This is a genomic window from Bacteroides sp. 214, assembly GCF_010501015.1.
Classification (GTDB): Bacteria; Bacteroidota; Bacteroidia; order Bacteroidales; family Bacteroidaceae; genus Bacteroides.
Window position 1 is genome coordinate 173,327 of the sequence record NZ_QVML01000007.1, and the last position, 25,446, is coordinate 198,772.

Below are 25,446 nucleotides of genomic sequence, written 5' to 3' on the forward strand. Positions count from 1 at the left end.
CTTTTAGTTTATTTTAGTAGAATCTGCTTTGGCTGTAGCCGCAGTGTTTGCATCTGCTTGTGGTGTCGCCGAGGTTAATCCATCATTTTCTCCTTTGTAAGCAGCGTATGCGTTGTTTACCGCATTCAAGAATGCGCGCGAAGTAATTGTTGATGCGGTTATGGCATCAATCTGTCCACCGTCTTTGGATACGATAAGTGCGCCTTCGCCCGGGTTCATACCAATAATACTTCCTTTGCCATCTTTCTTAAACCAAGTATTAGCTTTAGAACCCAACCCCGGAGTTTCGGAGTGGGCTAGCAATGAGTAATCATGGATTTTTCCGTTTTCATCGAAACCAATCAATATTTTGATAGCTCCCGAAAACCCATTTGAAGATGCTTCTACGGCTGTACCAACAACTTTATCGCCATCTTTGGCTGGATAAACGATGAACTCAGCCTCTTTGCCATCTACATTTAATGTGATTGTTTGAGCTTCTTCCACCGGATTGTTGGTAAATGCCGGTACGACTTCCTTCAACGCATTGTTGAGGGTGTTTAAGTTAGCCTGAGCAATGGGCTCTTTGGTTAATTCGTTTACATATGCCAGTAACCCTACTGCTACAACTGTAACACTTGTAAGTACCAGCAACATATTTAATAAGGATGATTCAAGCTTTTTCATTTCTTCTTTTTCGCTACCTCCCCAAAGCGTTTTGGTTTGAAATAGATATTAATCAACGGTGTGAATGCATTCATTATTAATATAGCGAATGACATACCTTCCGGATAAGCACCAAACAGACGGATAACTACCGTGAGGATACCAATACAAACTCCATAAAGAAGCATACCCGATTTACTCATCGGTGATGTAACATAGTCGGTTGCCATAAAAACAGCACCGAGCATAAGTCCACCAGTCAACAAGTGTGTTAATGGAGAAGCATACACTTCTGGGTTGATACCATGCATGATACCGGTAAAAACAGATACTGTTACTAAGATAGAAACAGGAATGTGCCAAGTAATAATTCTACGAATCAACATGTAGATTAATCCGATTAAGAGTGCAACAGCACTGACTTCGCCCAAGCTACCGGGGTTTTGTCCGATGAATAGCTGTAATGAACTGGGTAAATCGCTTAACGACATACCGGGTGCACCGTTTATTACCCCTTTCATAATAGCAAGTGGGGTGGCAGTGGTTGCAACATCTACATAACTGGCAAGTTGTCCAACTTCTGGCCATGTGGTCATTTGTACGGGGAAGGAGAGCAACAAGAAAACACGTCCAGCCAACGCGGGGTTGAACGGGTTGTTTCCTAAACCACCAAAAGACATCTTACCTACGCCAATGGCGAACAATGCTCCAATTAAAATTATCCATATAGGAAGATTAGAAGGAAGATTAAATGCCAATAGTACGCCTGTGATAGCAGCCGACCCGTCGCAAATAGTGCATTCATCTTTCTTCATGATAAACTTATTGATTGCCCACTCGAACACCAAGCAAGCCAAAACCGAAGTAACCGTAACTACCAACGCTCCTAATCCGTAGAAATAAAGCGAAACTAATAGCGCAGGTATCAAAGCAATCAATACACCATACATGTTCTTTTGTATGCTGTCGCCACTATGAACGTGCGGTGAAAATGATACTGTTAATTTGTTTCTCATATTGTGATTTATTTTTTTACTTGACGTGAACGAATCATGGCACCTACCTTGGCTTTACCTAAACGGCAATAATCAAGCAGGGGTAATTGTGCCGGACAAGTGAATTGGCATGAGCCACACTCTATACAGTCCATGATATTTTCTCTCTCCATCCGCTCAAAATCGCCTTTATTGGCAAGTGTTGAAAGCAAATAAGGTTCTAATCCCATTGGGCAAGCACCTACACACTTGGCACAACGAATACAGCTTTTTGCAGCACCACGTTTTGCCTCTTTGTCATTCATTATCAGGATGCCCGAACTTCCTTTTGCCATTGGCACTTCGGCATTAACGAGTGCTTTACCCATCATAGGCCCACCGCCGATAATCTTGCCGGTGTCTTCGGGTAGTCCGCCACAAGCATCAATAAGTTGCTGCATGGGTGTGCCGATGCGAGCAAGGAAGTTGGATGGTTTTTTTACAGACTTACCAGTTACGGTAATGATACGTTCGAAGAGTGGTTTGTTCTTTTGTACAGCTTCGTAGATGGCATATGCTGTTCCAACATTCTGCACAATAGCTCCGGTAGCAATAGGTAATGCACCGCTAGGCACCTGGCGCGAAATAACTGCGTCAATCAATTGCTTTTCGCCTCCTTGTGGGTATTGCACTTTGAGTGGAACAATGCTGATACCAGTATAATCTGCAGCTACTTTGGTCATCAATTTAATGGCATCGGGCTTGTTGTTCTCGATTCCAATGTATGCTTTATTCACCTTAACTGCTTTCATGATAAGGTTAACACCTACCATTATTTCTTCTGCATGCTCTAACATCAGTTGGTGGTCAGCAGTCAGATAAGGTTCACACTCTACTGCATTGATGATAACACATTCTGCTTTAGAACCTGGAGGAGGCATTAGTTTTACTTGTGTAGGAAAACAAGCGCCTCCTAATCCTACGATTCCGGCAGCGGTTATTTTCTTTATAATTTCTTCTGGGGTAAGTATACACTCTTTAACAAGGTCCTTACTGCGGTCGATAGACTCTTCCCATTCATCACCTTCTACATCAATAAAAATAGCTGGTTTGGGATAGCCACTTGCATCAATGATGCTATCTACTTTGGCTACTTTGCCACTGACGGATGAATGAATAGCGGCCGAAACAAAACCATTTGCTTCGGCTATGACTGTGCCCACTTTTACAACATCACCTTTACTTACTATAGCCTTTGCGGGAGCACCAATGTGCTGCCCCAAAAGGATAACTGCCTTGCTGGGAACATCAGCAGTTATAATCGGTTGATGCGCTGAAAGTTTATTTTCGTGTGGATGAACACCGCCAATTGAAAATGTTTTCAACATAAGTTTTATGTATTTTCTGTTTATGCGTAACTAATCTTTAGACTCGGATATGGGAGTAGGAGTAGGCTCTGCTTCTTCTACTTTGGGTTTGCGAGGAGGAAAGTTCTCTTCGAGAATAGTTCCCTGAGGACAAACCTCTACACATTTGCGGCACAACTTACATTTATTAAAGTCAATGTATGCTAAGTTATTTTCTAATGTTATAGCATCGAATGCACAGGCTTTTACACACTTGCCACAACCAATACAACCCACTTCGCACGCTTTGCGTGTCAGAGCACCTTTGTCTTTGTTCACACAAGAGACATATACACGACGTGATTTTTTTCCTTGTGCACGAAGTTCGATAATAGCTTTAGGACACGCTTTTACACAAGCACCACAAGCTGTACACTTTTCTTCTACTACTTCAGGAAGTCCCGTCTCTGGGTTCATGTGAATAGCATCGAACTGACAAGCTGCAACACAGTCGCCACAACCCAGGCAGCCGTAACTACAAGCTGTTTCGCCACCATATGTCGCAGCGGCAATAGCGCAGCTTTTAGCTCCGTCATACAAATTAAGGTGTGCGCGTTTTGCACACGAACCACTACATTTTACTACGGCAAGCATCGGTTCGGAAACAGTTGCTTCGCGACCTAAAAGAGTAGCGATGTTAGCCATTAACTCACTTCCGCCAACAGGGCAGTTCTTACCTTCCAGTGTGTCTGAGTTTACGCATGCTGCTGCAAAACCACCACAACCGGGGAAACCACAGCCACCACAGTTGGCTTGAGGAAGAATTTCGGCTACTTGCGCAATTCTCGGATCTTCATACACAGTAAATTTCTTAGAAGCTACATATAGTATAGCAGCGATAATAAACGCTATAGCTCCCAAAGAAAGCACTGCAATCAGAATAAAATTCATAAATTAGCGATTTATAAAGGTTTAATTTTAAACAAAAAACTCTTCTTAAACTTATTCTTATTCAAACTCAGTATAACATAATATATAATGAGTAAGAGTAAGGATATACCAGCCGAAAACAATTCGTTTTGAGCAGTAAGTGACATAACAGTAAAAAGTGAGATTACAAGCACTAAGAAAGGAATTACAAAGGCGTATAATACAGCCTTCATCCCCATGGAGGTTTCGCCGATGACTTCTACTACATCTCCAATCTGATAAACATGTGTCGTGGTGTATATATCTACAATTTTCTCTTTTGTGTCTGCCGATGTGCAATGCCCCTTAATGCTACAGGAAGCACAAGCCGCTGTCTGAACAATCTTTACGCGAATATGATTGCCTTCGGTGCTTTCCACAATACCCTGATGTGATATGACGTTGTTCATTTTGCAAAGTGTACATTACAAATTGCGGCAAATTTACTCATTATTTGTTAATATAGAAGAGTTACCTTGCTTTTTTATACTTATTAATGGTTATTTTAATGAATATCGGCAATGATACTATCAATAAGCAAAAATATGGCTGTTAATCTTATCTTATAATTGCGAGCAATTACCATTTGTAATTAAGTCCAAAACTAAGTAATTCCTGCCATTGAAAATGACTCTTTCCGTTTTTATTTACACTATCGTCAAAGCGCCCGTGGAAAAATAGTTTCGTTGATAAATATTTGTTCAATACGAAGTTGAACGTGTTTTCCCATTCGGCTTCTATTTTATCGTAGCTGGTAAAATAATAGAGGCGTGATGTTAGCGTAACAGAAGGAATTATTGTCCACGAAAGTCTTGATTCCATTTTAGAACCGAAGTCGTGCAGGAATTTCTCTCCTTTTTTTAGTCCGAATTTAGTCTCGTCAACCTTTTTATTAGCTACAATCTTCAAATTATAAGTAGCAGGAGCTATAAATACGGAAAGTTCCATGTTTTTCTTCTTCTTCAGTTTGTAGTCCATACCGATACTGGATACCCAAGTAGCAGGAGAAAGGAAAGAAGATATTCTTTTGTGGCTGTTGGTTTTATAATTATTGAAGAACTGTGTGTTAAATTCCGAAGCGATGGTATAGTACCATTTCTTCGAAGCCTGTACACCAATCTTAGAATACAGTCGCAGCAGGTCGGTGTTTATGTTGTATTCGCGAATAGTATCCGAAGGCACAGTGTTAAAACCGGCTTTTATCTCCAGAAAATTCTCCCATTGTACCTTTTCTTTGTCATTGTAATTGGCTGCCAGTTTAATGGTAGTTCGTAGTGTATTGCTGCTTTCGCCTCCTTTATACCAATTTTTCGAGATATAATTTTGTGAAATCTGCAAAGAGGCATCACCGCTTTTTGTCCAAAAGTTAGGCTTTTGAATAATCATTCCAGCCGTACCTACATCTTCAATAGCTTTGTCGCTTTGAAACAATTCGAGTACCCTTGCTTTGGGGGCAATTTTTACTTCTACATCCCGGCGAAAAGGCTTACGGCTATTAATATAATCTTCTGTATAAACAACAAGCTCCATGTTGGTGGCATAGATGTTTCGTAATATTTTGTCTGCCTGTTTATTTCCCTCTTTTAGTGTTGAGAATTTACTTTTATCATAGGTAAGCCACTCAAGATCGCTAACATAAAAAGAATCGGGTACCAATGATCTTTGGGGAACTTCTGTTATTTCTTTTATAGCCGAAGAGTAGAAAGTAACCGGCATAAATAATTTGTAGTATTTAATATTGTAAGGAACATGAGTATAGTCTGTGTTAAGCAACACAGAGTCGATATTACCAAATATCTCTTTATATAATAAGGTGGTACTATCTTTTACCGCAATGCGTTCAATGCTTATAGCTGCATCTTTGTGTGTAGCATCAGACTGTGCGTTTGCTGATATACCAATAAAAGCAATCACAAATATGAATAAGGCGTGTTTACGTTTCATTCTTTTCTATAATTTAAACACAAAAGTATAGCAATATATAGAAATTAGCTAATCAATTTTGCTTTTTTAGAGTTTTAGCTGCTTGCTTTGATGGTTATTCTCCTATATGCAGAATAATTGTTGTAGCTCCAATGGTTATGATTGCTCCTTCGTCTATTCGCAGGCGATCTCTATCGCCTAGAATTTCGTTGTTATGAAAGGTTCCCGTCAAGCTGGGAGCGTCACGAAGGGTATAGATGAGTTTGCCTTGTTTGTTTCGCTTTACGTTAATGATGCAATGTCGGCGATCCATGCTCATATCGCCAGATTCAATGGGGGTATTGATAATCGTACCTACACAACGGCGACCAATCACGTTATCGCCTTCTTGCAATGGTAATACTTGCTTAAAACCGAATACGTTTTCTACTACGGTAATAGAGCCAAACTCCCCGGTAGAGCTTTCTTCAAGATGCTTCTCTTCGCGGCGGATATCTTTCATCTTGGCTTTTCCCATGCGAATGCTGAATTGTTTTCCGCAGTTTTCACACACAAACACCAATGATTGTCCTTCGACGTATTTCGTTTCATCGAAGTAGAGGTAGTTATCGCATTTGGGGCAGAGAATTCGTTTCATTATGAAGGTTGTTTTACGCTGAGAAGCCAACAGTTTTTGTATGACTCTTGTTCACGCAGCAAATTGAGTTGTGTCTCAGCCTCTTTGCGGTTGGTATAAGAAAGTATACTGATACGCACTTTGCCATCACCCACTACTATTTGAGCATTATCATACCCTTTTTCTTTTAGTTTATCAACCATCTCATTGCCATCTTTTTCACGTAACACACTACCTACTATGAGATGATAAGTGCGTTGTGGCTTAGTTATGGCAGGGGTAGGCTCTGTTATATTAGGTATTGTTTCGGGCGGGGTGACTATCGTTTCTGCCTTTTCTTCTGTTTCTTTAGTTATAGAAGGCTCTTCGTTAACTACTTCGGGGGTTGTTACACTAGCTATCGGATGGATAAATAATGATTGCCTTTCCATATGCGTAAATAGCTCTGAAGCAGCAAAGGCAGCATAGTTCCCACTTTCTACATAGGTGTTTTCTACTGGAGTAGACATCACGAAGAAAAGGGCAATAGCAGCCGCTATGGCAGCTACATTCTTTATGGCGTTTACAGGTAACTCGTAGCGTCTCTTCTCTGGAATGGTAGTTGTTTTCTTTTCAATAACAACTCGTTTAAGAGGCACTTTCGCTTCTATTGTTACCTCTTGTATTTCGAATGTATCTAACCCGTAGAGGGTAGGCGAAGTGATGCGGTTGTCGTAGGGTACAAATGTGTAAATGCTATTAATAGAAAGCCTAAGCTCGCCAACATTTGTAAGTTCTACTTTTCCTGTTTTGTGTAAAGTGTCTACAAGGTGCTTTACTTCTCTTTCTATGATACGCGAAGCATCGGCAAAGGTCGTGTCGTATGCTTTCATGTAAGATTGAACCAACGTTCCATCGTTTATCGTCAGTTGCGGATTAAAACCCAATGTACGGCAAGGAGGCGAGAACCTTTGCTCCTTTTTATTCCAAGAGGCGGGTGTGTAGTGTGCTACAAAACCACCAAAATCAGGAACTATTACACAGTCGTTCTCAAGTAGTAGTATTTCTATATGTCTTGCCAATTCTGTCATTGCTTACAAAAGTATAGCTTTCTGTCGAGGTATCAACATAAAACAGATACTTAATTTATAAACAATTTATGAACACCATAAAATAAAATGCAACAGAAGCCGTTAGTTAGATTAGGTGAATTTGTATAACTTTGCCAACCGTTAGTTTAATTCAATAAAAAACGACATGAAGAAACAATTACTATTGCTTCCCTTTTTAGCTTTACTGCTCTCATGCAAAACAGCAAAAGACGTTAGTTATTTGCAAGATATCGATACCAACACCGAAGCATTGGCTAAGGTTGCTGCTGCCTATAGCATACGCATAACCAGCGATGATATGCTTTCTATTATGGTATCGGCTACCAACCCCGAATCTGTAGCCATGTTCAATATGCCGGTGGCAAGTGTAGAATCTCCCGGAAACACAAGTATGCAGTCTACTCCCATCATGCAAACCTACCTGGTAGATGCAGAAGGGTATATTATTTTCCCCGTGTTGGGCAAGATAAAAGCTGCCGGATTAACCAAAGACGAACTTTCAGCTTCTATCGCAAAGCAGATAACTACTTATGTGAAGAATCCTATCGTTACTATCCGACTGATGAATTTTAAGATTGGCGTACTGGGCGAGGTAAACAGTCCGGGTTATAAAAGCATATCTCACGAGCGTGTTTCTGTTCTTGACGCCATCGTGATGGCGGGTGACCTCAATATCTATGGTCAGCGAAAAAATGTGTTGCTCATACGTGAAGGCGCCAATGGGATAGAAACGCACCGCTTTGATCTTACTTCGGCAAACATCTTTGCTTCTCCTTACTTCTATTTGCAACAAAACGATGTGCTTTACGTAGAGCCCAATAATGCTAGGAAGAGTAATTCAAAGTATAGCCAAAACGCACAAGTAAATATTTCATTTATCGCTACCATCGTAAGCGCTATATCGGTTATTGTGGCATTAATTATTAAATAAGAAATAGCATGAAAGACGAAAATATACACATCGGCAAACTATTTGGTGAAATAATTAAGTATTGGAAGGTTTACATACCGGTTGGCATTATCTGCCTTATCGTTGCTATAGTATTTATCTTGGTTACACCCAAAGAATGGGGCATCACGGCACGAATGCAGTTGCGTAGCGAAACCGAAGGTATGATGTCCGAACTGAAGATGCTTAAAGGCAGCGGGCTGGCATCTATGCTTGGTGGCGGTGGTGGTGGCGGTGTTACCACCGAAGATGAAATAGGCATCATGCTTGCTCGTCGCAACCTCTCGCAGGTTATAGCCGAAACCGATATGCAACTACAAACCAAACGTCGGGTAGGTTGGAAGAAGCAATCGCTCTATAAAAAAGAGGTACCTGTAGATTACATCTTCCCTACATCATTTCTAGACACACTGGTTTACCCCATCAACATAAAACTTAGTGTCGATGCAAATAAAAAAGCCACTGCTACCCTGAAATCGAAATACTTCAAAACTATAAAGATAAAGAACCAACCCCTGCCGGTAGTGCTAAATACTTCGGTGGGAACCATCACTATACAAGAAAAAGAGGGAGTAAGTGGTGCTTACAAATTGCAAACCAAGCTGGTACCCCTGCAGAAAGTGTACGAAGAGTTGGAGAAAACGCTTATTATCAAACCCCTGGAAACCATTTCAGACTTGATGGTAGTCTATATTCAGTGGGAAAACCGTGAGCAGGGTAAAGACCTGATTAACGCTGTTATGAGAGTCTATAATGACTACTCGCGTGCAGTGAAGACGCAAGAGGCGGAGATAAATGCTGACTTTGTACGCGAAAAGCTCAATGGTATAAGCACAGAACTTACCATTCTCGAAGAGCAAATAGAACAATACAAAAAGGTTAATGAGATACCCGACCTTGCCATCTACGGCGAAGCTATTATGATGGGCTACGAAGAAGTTGACAAGAGCCTCTTAGAAACTCAAACCAACCTGCGCATGATGGATTATGTATTGGAATATGTCAAGCACCCCGATAACCAATACTCTGCTGTGCCTCTTATAGAGGGCACGGGCGAGAAAGCGATAGAGATATACAACACGCTTGTGTTGGAGCGTATGCGTTTGTTGCAAACAGCCGAACCTTCAAACCCGGCAGTGTTGTTAGTAAACGAGCAACTTGCCGAACAGCGCAAAATGCTTACCGAAGCCATTACCACTGCTCGCCAGGGAGTAGTTATCGCACTAAGCGAACTTAATAAAAAGAACACGCAATACAATAACATTATCTATAAGCTACCCACGCAAGAACGCGAATACATTGAATTAAAGCGCCAACAAAAGCTAAAAGAAACCATGTTCATGTATCTATTGCAGAAGTTGCAAGAGAAAGAACTTGCCAACGCCCCCGACGAACTGGCTGCGCGCATTATAGACCCCGCTTACAGCTCGGCAAAGCACGAGTTCCCTAAAGGGCTGTTTGTATTAATCATTGCTTTTGTTATCGCTTGTGCTATTTCATTGAGTATCATTGCAGTAAAAATGGCAGGCACTGTTACTAAGTGTGAGTAACCGCTATGTGGACGTTCTCTAAAAATAACCTCTTTTTTGTATTTTTGCTGTTCGGATATGTGTTCGGCGTGATGCTTTATGAGTATCTGGATTTTAATTATACAGATGAATTGATGGTTCTTTTTCTAGGGATATTTGTAGCGCTGGTTGTATATGAACGAAGGGATTTGAAAGAATTAAAACCTATATTTATGGTTTGTGGCATATTCCTGTTTTATGTAATCTATTCATTCGCAATAGGGTCTAATGTAGTTGCGGCTATCTTTTTGGATGCTGTTATACAAATAAAACCCTTTCTAGGGTTCTTTGCTATATTATTGTTGAAACCAGCATTAACCAAAGAACATAAATATGTGCTTACCATTGTGTCGTTGATAGGTGCCTGCTTCTTATTAGTTATAGGCATTACCGATCCTTGGCATAGTTTTTTTATGCATCCCTCTCGTTTTGCTACGGCAGCTACAGTTACAGCATTTCTTTATTTTTATTGTAGTTCGTACTCGTGGGGTGATGTGATTGTATTTATCCTTATATTAGCAGTCGGTTTTTTCTCTACACGCTCTAAATTCTATGGCTTCTGGGCTATAGCAGCTTCGATTACTATTTATTACAAATATGCCGGGCAGTTAAAAATAAATTTAAGAACCATTATCATTGGGGCAATAACTATAGTAGTAGCACTATTCTTTTCGTGGGAAAAGATAGTACTTTATTATATTGATGGTGCTATGAATTCCAAAGAGATGTGGTCGCGACCTGCTATGATGTTAACAGGTTGTAATATTCTCTGTGATTATATACCTTTTGGTAGTGGGCTTGGTAGTTTCGGCACCTTTGCTTCAGCAGAGTATTATTCGCCTACTTATGAAGAATATGGTATCAATACACTTTGGGGATTGTCTAAAGAAAAGCCTGATTTTATAGTCGATGCTTTTTATCCTGAGCTAGCACAATTTGGATTGGTGGGGGTGGTCTTGTATTTCTACTTTTGGCACTATGCATTTAGACGTGCAAGTAAACTAAAAACCTCTTTCACAAACAAACAGCATCTGATTGTACTACTTGTTTTTTCGTTTTTTTTAATTGAAGGAATTGCCGATGCTACATTTACACACAATCGAGGACTGTTTGTTTTAATCCTTATGGGAATATCCATAGTTGAATTAGAACAAAAAAATACAGCAAATTCTACAAATGAGTCTGAAAAGTGAGTCATACACTAAAGGGGCTGTTTATTCCTCTACGTTGGGAGCTGTTGCTAAGCTGGTAGCCTTTGCTCAAAACCTTTCTATCGCTTATTTTATAGGTGCTAATGTACATACCGATATCTATTTTTACCTATTTCAATTTTCCTTATTGCTCTCAAATATGGGGCAAACAATAACGACTTCTGTTCTGATTCCTCGTTTTACACAAATGAGAATTCAACAGAATGAAAAAAAAAGTATGGCTTATATAAACTCCTTCATTGTGTGCGTTGCTGCTATTGGTGTTGTTATTATTATTATAGCGTGGCTTTTTGGACCTTTTTTACTTAAGGCTATATCTGGCTTCAGTGCTGAAAGTATTAAGGAGAATGTACTTCAGGTTTATTTGTTTGCACCGGTTATAGTTCTTTATTTATTAAATATGTTATATGCCGAAGTTCTTGTGTCTTACAAATATTTCACTCTTCCTACGGTTCTGAATTTGATTAACAATTGTTTTATTATTCTTTTCATAATTATTTTTAATCAATCCTTAGATATCCTTTCTGCTGTTGTAGGACTTGGAGCTGCTGCCTTAATCAATTTTGTAGGAGTCGTCGTATTGTTGAGGAAGAACTTACATTGGAACTTCCTGTTGATAAAGTTTTCCTTATTAAAGGACTCTTATAGAGACATTTTTACGATTTTCGGCAATCAGGTTGTTGTTGTTGTTGTTTCAATATTTCCATTTTATATATTGTCTTGGCTGCATCCGAGTGTGGTGACAATTGCAAATTATGCCATAAAATTAGCGCAAACTCCGGTTAATATATTGATACATATATTTGCTGTGTTACAAATAAAGTTGAATGAGCTGGCTGTATCTGAAGCATATGAACAGATGAAAAAAATTTATCTGCGCGTTACAAGTGGGGCGGTGTTATTATCTATACTGCTTGTTGTAGTACTGTATATATTAAGGTCATTCCTGATTGATTTTTTGTATGGTATCGGTGGTATGGAAGGCGAGGCTCTTTCATCTCTGAAAGAAGTCTTTGGAATATTAATTTTTAGCATCCCACTTACAATAATTGGTGTTCCTTCTACAAAATTGTTTATTGCAACTCAAGAGGTGAAGTTTTATACAATTCTTATGTTTGTGGTGAGTATAATGGGTGTAGGAATTTATTCTTATTTAATACCTCGTATAGGAGTCAATGGTTATGCATACGCATTTGTAGCCTATGAGGGCTTATTAGCAATACTGTTTTCTTTTTTTGGATACGGGATTCTAAGAAGAAGAAGTAAAAAACTACATACTCAATAAAAATAGAACTATCATGAAGATACTAATCATTAACTCTATCCTTTATTCGGTGGAAAACAATACAGTACACGAGGTTAATTCCATAAAGGATACTATGATTGTTAGTTTAGCGAATGAATTTGTTGCTAAAGAACATCAAATAACGCTTGTTGCTGCTGAAGAGTATAAACCCATTTCAGAAGAAGGCTGTTCTTTTAATATTATTTACCTGCCTTCTAATCTAAAACGGATATTCAATCCATCGCTATTACCTTTACATCTCAATTTATTTTCTTATCTGCGTAAACACAAAGAGGAGTATGATTTGGTTATTACAAGCGAAGTGTTTTCTTTTAATTCTTTGTTTGCATCTATTGTTATGCCTCAAAAAACAATCATATGGCAGGAACTGGGTAAGTATAACAAAATGATGAAAGAAATACCAGCACGCATTTGGTACAATGTGATAGCTCGCTGTTTTATGAATAAGCCACTTATTGTTGCTCGTTCTCCAGTCGCAAAACGCTTTATTCAATCGTTCAATTTACGAGTATATGAAGATATAATTAGCCATGGCTCTAATTTAACTCTTCCCAAGAGTGGTGTGTCAAAGAAGAAGCAGTTTATTGTTGTAGCACGCTTAGTGCCGGGTAAGAATATTATTTCAATGATTTCGGTATACAAAAAATACATAACGACTTTTTCAAAGAAGGACTATAAACTTTATATAGCAGGAGATGGTCCTATGCGTAATGAAATAGAGGAATATGTTTTTGCAAATGGATTGGATGGACAGGTAGTATTACTTGGTAATGTTATTCACGATAAGCTAACTGATTACTTTGCATCTTCTTTATGTATGTTTTGTAACTCATCGAAAGACTTGAATATGATTGCTATTGAAGAATCCATATCGCTAGGGACACCGATAATAACGAATACAGTACCTTATAGTGCTGAGTGGATAAAAAATAACACACTGGGTATTGCAAAAGATAATTGGGACGAACATGATATACACGAAATTGTTGAGAACAGTAAGTTGTATATAAATAACTGCATGGAATATTCACCCAAGCTATCGCGCGCATATATTGTTGATAGGTTCATTAATATCCTTAAATCACCTTCCCCAGCACACTAAGAACAGATTTATATCGTTATATTTGCAACCATAGTTACTAATAACAAGAAACACACAATATAGTGAGAGTTACATTGACGAAATTCCTTTCCGGTAAAACAGACAAAACATTATTGCAATTAGTTCGCTATACATTCGTTGGTGGATTTGCTTTTATTATTGATTTTTCTTTATTGTGGTTTTTCACAGAAATTTGCCATCTCCATTATCTTATATCAGCAACACTATCATTCCTTGCAGGTTTAATAACCAATTTTATTCTTAGCACAAAATGGGTTTTCAATAACTCGAAGGTTGCTAATAAGAAATTGGAGTTTTTGCTATTTGGACTGATAGGAGCTGTGGGACTGGGATTGAATGACTTATTCATGTGGCTACTAACTGAATATGGAAATGCACATTATTTAGTGTCTAAAATAGGAGTAGTGTTTGTGGTGTATTTGTGGAACTTCTTTGCACGAAAGTATTTATTATACAAGAATTAGAAATGGAGAAATCAAAGAAAGTAATTATCATAGGAGCAGGACCTGCGGGCGTTGTTGCCGGATATGAGTTGTTGAAAGAGGACAAAAATCTAGAGGTTATCATTCTAGAACAATCACAAGCCATTGGCGGAATATCCCGAACCGTAAAACATAACGGAAACAGAATGGATATTGGCGGGCATCGTTTCTTCTCTAAAAATGATGCAGTGGTTAATTGGTGGAACGAACTAATGCCTATGCAAGGTAGCTTGTCTTATGATGATCTAAAATTGCATCGTAAGGTAAAATTAGAAAAAGGCGGTCCCGACCCCGAAACAACAGATAGAGTTATGCTGGTGCGCAATAGGGTTTCACGCATATTCTACCGCAAAGCCTTTTTTGACTATCCGGTAAAACTGAACTTCAATACCATTAAGAATATGGGATTGATTACTACTATTAGTGCCGGATGCAGTTATTTCTATTCCGTTGTGTTCAAGAAGAAAGAAGATTCTTTAGAGAACTTTTATATCAATAGATTCGGGCGAAAGCTTTACTCTATGTTTTTCGAATCTTATACAGAAAAGCTTTGGGGAAGACATCCCGAAAAGATATCTCCCGACTGGGGAGCGCAACGTGTAAAAGGTTTGTCTATCCGTGCGGTGTTGAAAGATATTTTCAGTAAAGCGTTCTGTAAAGAACAAGATAAAAAGAAAGTGGAAACTTCTTTGATAGAACAGTTCTCGTATCCTAAGTACGGCCCCGGACAACTGTGGGAAACAGCAGCCAACGAGTTCGAGAAAATGGGTGGAAAAGTGCAAAAAGGGCGTAGAGTCGTGGGCTTTGAAACAAGCAAAGGAAAACTAACTCACGTGAAATATGAATGTAACGGCGAAATAACAACAGAGGAAGCCGATATTGTCATTTCTTCTATGCCGCTAAAAGATTTAATAGCAGGTATGCCAGCTGTTCCCAAGGATATTCATCGTATAGCATCCGGACTTCCTTACCGGGACTTTATTACCATCGGGCTGTTGGTAAATAAGTTAGCGCTTAAAAACAAAACAAAGATGCCTACACTTGGCAATATTGTTCCCGATTGTTGGATTTACGTACAAGACAATAACGTTAAGTTAGGACGTGTTCAGATATTTAATAACTGGTCTCCTTACTTGGTAAAGAACCCGGACGAAACAGTTTGGATTGGTCTTGAATACTTTTGTGCTGAAGGAGATACGTTTTGGAATATGGATGAGAAAGAGCGTACTGCAATGGCAGTAAAAGAGTTGGCTTCTATAGGATTAATAGCCGAAACAGAAACAATCCTAGACTCTCATTGTGAGTTTGTTCAAAAAGCATATCCGGCATATTTCGATACGTATGGCGAAATAGATACACTTATCGATTACTTAAATACATTCGAGAATTTGTATTGTGTAGGACGCAACGGTCAGCATCGCTACAATAATATGGATCACTCTATGGAAACGGCTTTTGAGGCTGTGAAGAATATATTCACAAACAAAAAAGATAAATCAAACATTTGGAATGTAAACCAAGAAACAGAATACCATGAAGAAAAGTAGTTATGTTATTCCGGCTATAATAGCGGTCATCGTTCTTTTCTTTTCCGTAAACAGTTCGAGTATTTGGATTGACGAGATGATAACCTATCAGACTGTGCATGACAAAAGCTTTCTTCAGTTGTTGCAAGAAATTTGGAGTGCTAACGGTGCAGGTGGAGGAATGCCCCTTTACTTTATTTTTGAGTGGATGTGGACACAACTCTTTGGCTATAGCGAAATAGCTATGCGAAGCATAAACATTCTGTTTGCTATCATTTATTTTATTGTTTCGTGGCGTATAATACGTAAAACAGAGGCTCCTTCTTGGTTTTGCGTGTTGTTTTTCTTGAATCCATTGTTCCTTTACTATATGAATGAAGCGCGTCCTTATGCAATGCTATTGTGCATCGGAAGCATTTATACTTATTTGTTGTTTTTCTGCAACTTGAACAAATACAAAACATTATTTGCATTGCATTTTGTTTTCCTGATAGGTTCATTAACGCACATGATGTTTATGTTTATCATACTAATGTACTTCGTGCAATGCATTCGTTTGTATAAAATAGGGGAGTTCAAATTCAAAGAACACCTATCAGTGATGGGAGCTTTCGCACTTCCCTACATAGCTGTATTGTATCACTATTTGACTGTAATGAGTGGTGCAAGCGAAATAGGCGGAGTAGGAAATCTCGGCACCAACTGGAAAGCCAGCATCGCTCAAATAGTCTATTATTTTGTCGGGCTTGGCGGTCTTGGGTTGTCTCGCAATGACTTGCGTGCTATGCTCTTTTCGCAGTTGTCGTGGGTACATATTGCTTGCATACTGTTCCTATTCTTTGGCTACCTCATGCTCTTTATTCATTTTGTTAAGTATAAGCTATGGAAAGATAAATTCCTAACGACTACATTTTGGGCTTTACTTACTTGCTTTGGTGTGTTCTGTGTGATGAACATCCTCTTTCAAACTCGTTTTTGGGAGCGACACGTTATCTATCTTTTACCCGCATTGCTTATACTGCTTTGTGTTATTTTAAAATCAATGGTTGATTCAAAGAAGCAGTTCCCTATGCTGGGGGCAATGTTGGTAATCTGTATGATTTCATTCTCCGGGCTTCGCATTATGTTCGATAAATATCATCAAAAAGAGGACTATAAAGGCATATCTGCGTATGTAAGCAACACCGATGCCGAAACTGTTTTCCTGCAAGGCGACTCGTTGATTTATACCTATTACGGCATAGATATGAGTAATCCAAAGTATCGGATGATAAATAATCTTGGTGAAGAAGAGTTGAAAGATGCCTCTTCGGATAAACTACTGGTTCTTTCAAGCAGAGAAGAATTTGATGCCGAAGGTCTTTATCCGAAAATGTATGAAGCTAGAGAAGCCAAATATAATTCGTTCATCGTGGTGAGGTATAATCCCTAATTTTCTAATTGATAAAACTATGACAGAAACTAAAAGCCAGCTAGTTCAAAACGGAAAAGCTGGCTTTGTTGTTATACTCTAATTTTAATCAATTTGCATCCAATTGCCAGGTGCACCACTTTGTACACAACAGTACTCTGTTTTTGTACTAGTTGATGCTGAATATACTATTATCTTATCTCCTCTTTTCCATTCTCCATAATTTGGTGGGCGGTTCATCGCAGTGAAAGATGTGACAACGATATTTTCTCCATTATACTCTATATAGTCTGCACGAGTACCATCCATGGTTGCTTGACTCCCAAGTTCAGAGATAGGTCTCCATTTAAAAGCTCCTCCACCACAAGAAATGCCATCATCTACGATAAAATAAGCTCCGGCATAATGTATATCGCAGAACTCTGTGTAACTGCCACTATATTCTCCTCTGAAAATTCTTGCTGAATGATTTCGACCCATATAAGCAGAAACACAATAAATACAACCGACTTTTCCTGCTGTTCTTACGTATTCATTAGGGATTGCGCCTAATATTTTTCTTTTGCAATCCCACATGACTAAGGCTTTATAATAATAAGTTTTTGTCTCATTACCATGCCACGGATAAAATGGGTTACCAGTAAAATCTTTAGTATTCATAATATAAATAGTTGCATCTCTTGGGGTCTCAATACGTTTTGAGGAATTTATTCGATAATTAGTTGTTATATGACAGGAATCTGAAAAATAAGAGCTATAGTTATTGAAATTATCAAAAAGCGTGTTGTCTTCCTTCATAATAGTTAACCCCATTAACTGGTTATCTCCAATATTCCCTGAATGACAGTATACTTTATAACATTTTTCAATAGACAATGTAGTCATTGAATCTATTTTAATATCAATAGGAGATTTATCATTATTATCTGGCAAACCATGTTGGTCGCCATTTATATAGTATAAGAATGAAATGTTTTTCAAGACGACTGAAGTATTGTTAGAACCGCTTGTGTATATATTCAATATAGGGGGATTCTCCTCACCGCCGTTTTGCCACATAAACATATCTTCTATTGATATATTAGAGGATTCAATTAAGACATTTCCAACTTCTAAATGACCACCAAACATCTTCATTCCACGACAATTATGAAATTCAAAAGAACCTTGAATATTTCCCTCAATAGCTCCTCCATTGCAACAGAAGAAACGGACTGTCCCAAAAGTGTGGCAACCTCTCATCAAAAAGCCATCACCTAAGAAGCCACAATCTACTACAGGAACTGTTGCATTTACTTTTTGTGTGAAAGAACATTTTTCGATATGAAAAGAATCAATGTACAAGCTATTATTTTTAAGTAAAGCCTGTGATATATCAGCAAAAAATATATTTTCAAATTTTACACTATATCCCACTTTAAATCCATTACAAACATTCATTCCAAACCCAGCAATAATTAAATTCTTAATTTCCCCATTATGAGGAAAAAAAGGATAGAATACTTCATTAGTTGTGTTTTCTTTTTGGTTAATATGAAAAACGAAATTATCAATAAAGTATTCTCCAGCAGTTTGAACGGGATAGATTTTGGTTCCCATGTAGTCTTTTCTAACAATACCATCTTCAAGAGTAAATTCTTCATATGTTCCACAATCTCCTGATATTGAAACACCTGGAGGTATTTTTATAGTTGATGTTACTTTATACTTCCCCTTTGGAATGTGAACGTGTTTGAATTTGGAACAACATATTTGAATTGCTTTTGTATCATCATTTTCATAATCTCCTTTCGCGCCAAACCATTGTGGGTATGCTTTATCTATTTTTGCGTGAATATCAATATTTGCTGTATCATTGAATATTTGATATAGTGGAGCATCTATTCCGCAATTGTTCATTTTTAGTTCTATATTACTGGGGACGTTAATACATCCACCTCTGAAAAGTAAAATACAGTTGTTGGGAATTGTATGAGTTTGCGTGAGGGTGAATAAGTTCCTAACTTCGTACATTGTGTTTGGGTTAGTTACTTGGCTTTCGAATGAAGAGTCACTTTGTAAGATTACATAATTTAGATTGTTCATTGTGATAAGTTTTTATAGTTAATGAATTTTTCAAAGATAATTAATTTTTAATAATAAGCAACAAAACATGTGTTTTTACTTGTCACAAAATAAATTCAGTAGGTGTTTTATTCATCCAGGGGGGGTAATGTACACTCCAAATGCAGTTTTACTAAATAAGCCTTCACCTTCACAAAACGCTGTAACCAAATGGTAGTAAACAAGTTACGTGTGAAGTCACCCTCTTTTATCCTTCACAGGGCTTTCACAACTAATTTTCTGACTGTATTTGTAGTAAGAAACCAGTGAGAAATGCTTCGAAAACCAGTGAGATGTGAAGCAAAAATCAGTCAGAAACTACACAGCCTAAAGCTCTTATTTCAATGCTTATGGTATTTACCTCGTCAGCCATAAGCAAATGCCCCTTCGTCCATAAGCAAACGACCCTTCAGCCATAAGCAAACAGAGTGTTTGCCATAGGCAGATGGTTGGTCTGCCTATGGTTTGTGCCCCGTCAGCTATGGTTTGTCAAAATTATGGCTTTAGGTCGAAATAGGACTTTTGGACAATACTAACTAATATGCAATTAAGTCATATTTTGAACAGAAAAGAACTAATAATAATAATTCTGTAAACAATTTCTTTATTATTGTGTTATAGTTATAATGTCCACCATAAATAGTGCGACTATTATTAATCATTAAAAACTAAAATCATGGAAACAGACAGACAAGCGAAGAATTTGTTCGGGTAAACCTCACAACCGATTTTATCGAATTCCCAGATTCAGGAACATTAAGTGCAAACACGACTTACGTAGTACGGAAAGCACACAACGTATCAACCATGACATTTCCTGCAGGTGTTACTCTTTATTTTATTGGGGGTATGCTCACGGCAACTGCTGCCAGAACCCTAACTGGGAATAGAACCCGGATTATAGCTCCTATAGAACAAATATTTTCGGACAACATTACCGTAAATGGTTCTTGGGTAATAGACCGCGCGTATCCACAATGGTTTGGAGCAAAGGCCTATGCTGTAATAAGCGACTCGGCTATTGATAGTACTCCGGCAATAAACAAAGCTATCGTGATGAAGAAGAGAGGTGAAGTGTTCGTGCCACGAGGTGTTTATCGAGTTAATGGAACGATAGAAATTAAAGCGGGTATTGCTTTGGTTGGAGAAATAGGAGAGTATAATGATGATGAGTCAGAACAAGAAAACTTGGGAACAATATTACTTCCCGGTGCATCAAGTCTGTCTAGCTATACGGATGGATACCTTGTAAGGATGAATATGTTGGGTGATACATGGGAGATTCCTTATAATAAACCTGGAACGTTGATGAAGGATTTGGTATTTCAAAATACATGGAAGAAAATAGGAAACCTAAAAGGGGTATGTACTGCGGGAAGTTTTGAGATGAATTGCTGTAGCTGGTGGTATTTTAAGCAAGTCGTTTTTAATATTTTTGTTTATTCTGATCAAAGAAAAATAGTGAAGTGTTCATATAATGGTCCATGTAGTAACGATACAGGTGATGCTTTGTATGCTTTTGACTTTAATACTTTAGGGGATGCATTGATTTTTGAAGGCAATGCAATACATTCAGTAGACCCTAAAGTAAAAGGATTGCGTGTTACTTTGAGCAATGGAGGTTCTATTTCATCTAATATTATCAATAATGATGTACTAATAGAGGCATCTAAAGGGATAACCTTTGCATCAAATCATCTTGAAGGTGGTGTGCAGGTAGAAATAAGAGATTCAAATGTAACAATGATGAATAATTTTTTATGGAAAGGAACTCGTCCAAGTCTTGTCATAAAATCATTGAGCAATGGTCAAACTCCTGTAGTGAAATCGTCTGGTGATTTGTTCTTATACTACGGAAAAGAGTTAAATGACAGTACTGATTATGATATTTCGAATATAAATGAATATGATGTACAGATAGATAATAATTGTTCGCTTGAATTTTCTCAGACTTATCGATATTGGGTTCTTAGTGGACTTATCGGAGCAATGTATATTTATGGAATTAATATCTGCACCAATGACAACGAGATAACTCAACCATTTTCTATTTTTAATGAGCAAAGTTATCTTTTGTCTTCCAGTTGTAGAATTATGCCGGGATATACTGTAATGAAAATGGCTTCGATGGATAATATGCTTGAACCTAATGCGTATGGATACGGATCTAGTTCTTATGCTAAATGGTATTTGAATAGTGGTACATATCACTACAAATATCAAATTCTATGGGATAAAACACGTTTAATAGCTGGTCAGAGCGATATATTGACATGGTACACAACTGGTGGAAGTTCAATTAATATGACTAAAAATGGCGAAGGATTATTATTTCATCTTTCAAATGCAAGACCGTGTGGAAACCAAGCTATGCTTCGTCTATACAGAGGTACAAGTACTGATTATACTCACTATATTGATATACCAGTTGCAGGAGCGATACACCTATATGAAAACGGTATCTCCGTATCAGGATTCAAATGGAAGGAATTAACACCATCGGAGAATATATTGAACGCTAACACTAACATTACTTCTATCTTTTACAAAGGTAAAAATGTGGAATGTAAGGCACCAGCACAACCCCTATATGGCACATGGCAAGAAGGAGACGTTGTTTACAACAATAACCCTAATAGACTGACTTCTTATTGGATTTATTTAGGTGGCGCGTGGAGAGAAAGACTCTAAGAAACAGTTTTTGCATTTACTTGTTCTTTTATTTAATTCTGTTTTCAAAGTAATTAACGGATTGTTAAATAGTATAGGCGTGTGCTCCCAATACTTGACGCGTCAAGTATAAAGAGTACACGCTTCAAGTATAAAGAGTTGACGCGTCAAGTATTTGGGGGTGAAATACCCCTCTCAGAAGCGCCTTAGCGCAACGTTCTTTTTGGGGGAAATAAGCAGCAATGTAAAGGGAAGACAAGCATCAACAAAGATTTCTACTTGACGCTTTAAGAACAAATACTCAAGGCGTTGAGAATATATTCTCAACGCCTTGAGTATAATTGGGACAAGCTACGGATAGAAACAAAAAAAGGAGAAAACACAACTGCTTTCTCCTTTTCTGATTTCCTAACCTATGTATCTTAATACGCAAATAGCGGATATTTCGTCATTGTTTCGTTAACACGCTTTCTAACATCTGCAATAACTTTATCGTTACCGATGTTCGAAAGTACTGTTTCCATCATTTCGGCTATTTCTTCCATAAGTTCTTCTTTTGCGCCACGGGTAGTGATAGCAGGTGTTCCTACACGGATACCCGAAGTTTGGAATGCAGAGCGAGAGTCGAATGGAACCATGTTCTTGTTTACTGTAATGTCTGCTTCAACCAATGCTTTCTCGGCAACCTTTCCGGTTAGTTCGGGATATTTGCTGCGTAGGTCAACCAACATAGAGTGATTGTCTGTTCCGCCCGATACAATATCAAAACCGCGTTTTATCAATGCGTTGGCAAGTGCCTTGGCGTTTTTCATTACTTGTTTTTGATATTCTTTATATTCGGGTTGCAAACATTCATGGAAGGCAACAGCTTTAGAGGCAATTACATGTTCCAATGGCCCGCCTTGTATGCCGGGGAACACAGCCGAATCCAGTAGTTGCGACATCATCTTTATCTCGCCTTTTGGTGTGGTCTTTCCCCAAGGATTTGGGAAGTCCTTGCCCAATAAGATGATACCACCACGTGGTCCACGAAGTGTTTTGTGGGTGGTAGAGGTTACGATGTGTGCATATTCTAAAGGATTTTTCAATAATCCGGCAGCGATTAATCCGGCAGGGTGTGCCATGTCTACCATCAACAAAGCGCCAATCTTATCGGCAATTTCGCGCATGCGTTTGTAATCCCATTCGCGTGAGTAGGCCGAGCCACCACCAATAATCAATTTAGGACGTTCGCGCAAAGCTACTTCTTCCATCTGGTCGTAGTCCACGCGTCCGGTTTCTTTCTTTACATTATATTCGCAGGGAGTATAGATGATACCTGATGTGTTTACTAAAGAGCCGTGAGACAAGTGCCCGCCATGTGCAAGATTTAACCCTAAGAACTTATCGCCAGGGTCTAGTACGGCAAGAAAAACCGCTGCGTTGGCTTGTGCACCCGAGTGTGGTTGTACGTTTGCCCATTCCGCACCAAAAATCTCTTTCAATCGGTCGATAGCAAGTTGTTCACTTTCGTCCACTACTTCGCAACCGCCATAGTAACGTTTGCCGGGATATCCTTCAGCATATTTGTTGGTAAGACAGGTACCCATTGCTTTCATTACTTGGTCACTCACAAAATTTTCCGAAGCAATTAGTTCAATTCCTTTCAACTGGCGTTGATGTTCTCTTTCGATAATGTCGAAAATCAAATCGTCTCTTTTCATTCTATAAAATGGTAATTGGGTTATGATTCTTTAATGGCGGCAAAATTAGCTAAAAAGAATGGTATACCGAACCATTCTAGAACATTATTCCTAATGAAAAGCTCAGTATGTTGTTGCGTCTGTCGAATGTAATGTTCCCGCTTTCCCTTCCTTCGGGCTTTTCGTACGTTACCGATTTGGAAATATTCATCAAACCGATTTCGTAGCGGAAGTCGAAAAAAATGTGCGAAATGCGAACGCCTGTTCCCAACACAAATCCTGCATTGACCGGATACAACTCTTCCTGAATGCCATTCTGGTCAAAGTTATCAAAGCTAATCTTGTTGTTTTGTTCCCAAAGAAGTTTGATTACAGGGCCGGCAAAGACCGATAATCCATACGGTTTTTGTTTGATTATATTGTATCCATATAGTATGGGGAGCTCCAAACTGTGAATGGTGGCTTTGATGGATGCATAGTTGGGCTCAATTTCGGGATGTTGTGACCCCAGCTTGTCGAAAACAATCTCACTTCGACTCACTTGGTATACCAATTCGGGTTGCAGGTAATGTTTCTGCATGTTAATGCGCATGAAGAGCGTAGTAAACCAACCCACCCGGTAGTTGTTTTGAATATTCTTAATGGTGACATCGTTGATTTTGAAGTCATTCACCAGATATAATGAAGAATTAAACCCTGCCTTTGCTCCGAAGTCTACTGTAACACGGTCTTTTTCGTGATGCTCTTGCGCCACAACCACAGTAAACAAACTCAAAATCGTAAGGGTTAGTACAATTCTTCTCATATTGCTTCTATTTTGTTTTCTTTTTCTCTACCGACCAGCCGAACTTTCCTTTTTTATCGCCAAGTCCGAAGTAGTTACCATGCAGATATACCAGTGGGTGTGTTTCCGCCAGTTCAAACTTACCGGTTTCCTGGTTCATTGCATTTTCGTCTGCCCGCACATTAACCACGTCGGCTATAAACATATCGTGCGAACCCAGCGAAACAATCTCTTTTACCCGACACTCTATACTTAACGGAGCTTCCTTAATACCCGGCGCGCTTACAAACGTACTCTTATCGGGTGTTAATTTCATCTCCTTGAACTTGTTATAATCTTTGCCCGAACGAACACCACACCAATCGGTTGCGTAGGCAAGGTCTTCTGTCGTCAGGTTTATTACAAACTCCATATTCTTCTTGATAATACCATACGAGTGTCTTTCCGGACGTACCGAAATGTAACACATCGGCGGATTAGTGCAGAGTGTACCTGTCCAAGCAATGGTGATAATGTTATACTCTTCTTCGTTACTGCCGCAGGTTACCATAACGGCGGGTAGGGGATAGATGAGTGTTCCCGGTTTCCAATCTTGCTTCATAAAATAACAATTTCTTCTCTATTTTGTTCTTTCTCGCAATAATGGCATCTGATGACGCAGGTTTCTTTGTCAATAACATGAAAAAGCGTGGGCATCGGCTCGTTATTGGTAATACATTTAGGATTGGCACATTTGATTATTCCTTTCAAATCATCCGATAGCTGTACGTATTTCTTTTCAACCACTTCGTAGTCGCGAATGATATTCAGTTTTACATGAGGGGCTACTACGGCAATGCGGTTTATCTCTTCGTCATCAAAGAACTTGTCGGCAATCTTTATAATTCCTTTTTTCTTCAGAATTTTGCTTGTCAGGTTGAATCCAATGGTAATGTTACTTTCCATATTCTCTAGTCCGAGTAGTGATACAACGGTGAAGAGTTTGTCCGAAGGTATGTGGTCTATTACTGTTCCGTTCTCTAAGGCGGCAACTTGTAGTTCTTTATTTATCTTTCCCATAACTGTTG

At 38.6% G+C, this 25,446-nt stretch carries 22 protein-coding genes; 9 read left to right on the forward strand and 13 right to left on the reverse strand.

The genetic code is table 11. The annotated features are described in order from the left end of the window. Positions 1-3: 3 nt before the first annotated feature. The 8 genes from D0T50_RS07730 to D0T50_RS07765 all read right to left on the reverse strand — a co-directional run bounded on the left by D0T50_RS07730 (position 4) and on the right by D0T50_RS07765 (position 7,543). Positions 4-666 carry an RnfABCDGE type electron transport complex subunit G gene (locus D0T50_RS07730; protein ID WP_163222945.1) on the reverse strand — a complete coding sequence of 221 codons (663 nt, stop codon included), beginning with the start codon at positions 664-666 and terminating at the stop codon, positions 4-6. Beyond that, positions 663-1,661 carry an RnfABCDGE type electron transport complex subunit D gene (locus D0T50_RS07735; protein WP_163222946.1) on the reverse strand — a complete coding sequence of 333 codons (999 nt, stop codon included), beginning with the start codon at positions 1,659-1,661 and terminating at the stop codon, positions 663-665. The genes D0T50_RS07730 and D0T50_RS07735 overlap by 4 nt, the downstream gene beginning before the upstream one ends. An 8-nt stretch (positions 1,662-1,669) precedes the next feature. Next, on the reverse strand, positions 1,670-3,007 hold the full coding sequence (gene rsxC / locus D0T50_RS07740; RefSeq protein WP_163222947.1) for an electron transport complex subunit RsxC: 1,338 nt from the start codon (positions 3,005-3,007) through the stop codon (positions 1,670-1,672). A 30-nt stretch (positions 3,008-3,037) separates the two neighbouring features. Beyond that, on the reverse strand, positions 3,038-3,916 hold the full coding sequence (locus D0T50_RS07745) for a Fe-S cluster domain-containing protein (protein WP_163222948.1): 879 nt from the start codon (positions 3,914-3,916) through the stop codon (positions 3,038-3,040). Between the two features lie 11 nt (positions 3,917-3,927). Further along, positions 3,928-4,344 carry a SoxR reducing system RseC family protein gene (locus D0T50_RS07750; protein ID WP_163222949.1) on the reverse strand — a complete coding sequence of 139 codons (417 nt, stop codon included), beginning with the start codon at positions 4,342-4,344 and terminating at the stop codon, positions 3,928-3,930. A gap of 169 nt (positions 4,345-4,513) precedes the next feature. Continuing rightward, the gene (locus tag D0T50_RS07755; protein ID WP_163222950.1) at positions 4,514-5,878 is read right to left on the reverse strand and encodes a DUF3078 domain-containing protein; all 1,365 of its coding nucleotides are present in this window, start codon (positions 5,876-5,878) and stop codon (positions 4,514-4,516) included. 94 nt (positions 5,879-5,972) lie between these two features. Beyond that, a complete protein-coding gene (locus D0T50_RS07760) occupies positions 5,973-6,494 on the reverse strand; it encodes an FHA domain-containing protein (protein ID WP_163222951.1) in 522 nt (173 codons plus the stop codon). After that, positions 6,494-7,543: an SPOR domain-containing protein gene (locus tag D0T50_RS07765; protein WP_163222952.1), complete on the reverse strand. Its 1,050-nt coding sequence runs from the start codon at positions 7,541-7,543 to the stop codon at positions 6,494-6,496. The genes D0T50_RS07760 and D0T50_RS07765 overlap by 1 nt, the downstream gene beginning before the upstream one ends. Before the next feature lie 166 nt (positions 7,544-7,709). Here D0T50_RS07765 and D0T50_RS07770 point away from each other — a divergent pair, with 166 nt between their 5' ends. From D0T50_RS07770 to D0T50_RS07805, 8 genes are all read left to right on the forward strand, one after another. After that, positions 7,710-8,495: a polysaccharide biosynthesis/export family protein gene (locus D0T50_RS07770; protein WP_163222953.1), complete on the forward strand. Its 786-nt coding sequence runs from the start codon at positions 7,710-7,712 to the stop codon at positions 8,493-8,495. A gap of 8 nt (positions 8,496-8,503) precedes the next feature. Further along, positions 8,504-10,063 carry a GNVR domain-containing protein gene (locus D0T50_RS07775; RefSeq protein ID WP_163222954.1) on the forward strand — a complete coding sequence of 520 codons (1,560 nt, stop codon included), beginning with the start codon at positions 8,504-8,506 and terminating at the stop codon, positions 10,061-10,063. Positions 10,064-10,068: 5 nt separating this feature from the next. Further along, the gene (locus D0T50_RS07780; protein WP_163222955.1) at positions 10,069-11,274 is read left to right on the forward strand and encodes a hypothetical protein; all 1,206 of its coding nucleotides are present in this window, start codon (positions 10,069-10,071) and stop codon (positions 11,272-11,274) included. Continuing rightward, complete coding sequence (locus tag D0T50_RS07785) at positions 11,258-12,577, forward strand: lipid II flippase MurJ (protein WP_163222956.1); 1,320 nt, start codon at positions 11,258-11,260, stop codon at positions 12,575-12,577. Before D0T50_RS07780 ends, D0T50_RS07785 begins: the two co-directional genes overlap by 17 nt. 13 nt (positions 12,578-12,590) lie before the next feature. After that, positions 12,591-13,700: a glycosyltransferase gene (locus tag D0T50_RS07790; RefSeq protein ID WP_163222957.1), complete on the forward strand. Its 1,110-nt coding sequence runs from the start codon at positions 12,591-12,593 to the stop codon at positions 13,698-13,700. 62 nt (positions 13,701-13,762) lie between these two features. Next, a complete protein-coding gene (locus tag D0T50_RS07795) occupies positions 13,763-14,185 on the forward strand; it encodes a GtrA family protein (RefSeq protein WP_163222958.1) in 423 nt (140 codons plus the stop codon). Between the two features lie 2 nt (positions 14,186-14,187). After that, entirely contained in the window at positions 14,188-15,750 is a 1,563-nt protein-coding gene (locus D0T50_RS07800) for an NAD(P)/FAD-dependent oxidoreductase (RefSeq protein ID WP_163222959.1), read from the forward strand. Then, positions 15,737-17,161, forward strand: a complete 1,425-nt coding sequence (locus tag D0T50_RS07805) for a glycosyltransferase family 39 protein (RefSeq protein ID WP_163222960.1) — start codon at positions 15,737-15,739, stop codon at positions 17,159-17,161. Before D0T50_RS07800 ends, D0T50_RS07805 begins: the two co-directional genes overlap by 14 nt. Before the next feature lie 84 nt (positions 17,162-17,245). Here the strand turns inward: D0T50_RS07805 and D0T50_RS07810 are convergent, their stop codons facing one another. Continuing rightward, entirely contained in the window at positions 17,246-19,039 is a 1,794-nt protein-coding gene (locus tag D0T50_RS07810; RefSeq protein ID WP_163222961.1) for a glycosyl hydrolase family 28-related protein, read from the reverse strand. A 1,011-nt stretch (positions 19,040-20,050) separates the two neighbouring features. On the opposite strand from D0T50_RS07810, the gene D0T50_RS07815 reads away from it, so the two are divergent. Then, positions 20,051-21,934 (forward strand): glycosyl hydrolase family 28-related protein, encoded by a 1,884-nt coding sequence (locus D0T50_RS07815; protein WP_163222962.1) that lies wholly within the window; start codon positions 20,051-20,053, stop codon positions 21,932-21,934. Positions 21,935-22,335: 401 nt separating this feature from the next. On the opposite strand, the gene glyA is transcribed toward D0T50_RS07815, so the two are convergent. The 4 genes from glyA to pyrI form a co-directional block, all read right to left on the reverse strand. Beyond that, positions 22,336-23,616 carry a serine hydroxymethyltransferase gene (glyA, locus tag D0T50_RS07820; protein WP_163222963.1) on the reverse strand — a complete coding sequence of 427 codons (1,281 nt, stop codon included), beginning with the start codon at positions 23,614-23,616 and terminating at the stop codon, positions 22,336-22,338. 76 nt (positions 23,617-23,692) lie between these two features. Then, positions 23,693-24,400: a porin family protein gene (locus D0T50_RS07825; protein WP_163222964.1), complete on the reverse strand. Its 708-nt coding sequence runs from the start codon at positions 24,398-24,400 to the stop codon at positions 23,693-23,695. A 7-nt stretch (positions 24,401-24,407) separates the two neighbouring features. Continuing rightward, on the reverse strand, positions 24,408-24,980 hold the full coding sequence (locus D0T50_RS07830) for a flavin reductase family protein (protein ID WP_163222965.1): 573 nt from the start codon (positions 24,978-24,980) through the stop codon (positions 24,408-24,410). Beyond that, positions 24,977-25,438: an aspartate carbamoyltransferase regulatory subunit gene (gene pyrI, locus D0T50_RS07835; protein WP_163222966.1), complete on the reverse strand. Its 462-nt coding sequence runs from the start codon at positions 25,436-25,438 to the stop codon at positions 24,977-24,979. The genes D0T50_RS07830 and pyrI overlap by 4 nt, the downstream gene beginning before the upstream one ends. Positions 25,439-25,446 lie beyond the last annotated feature (8 nt).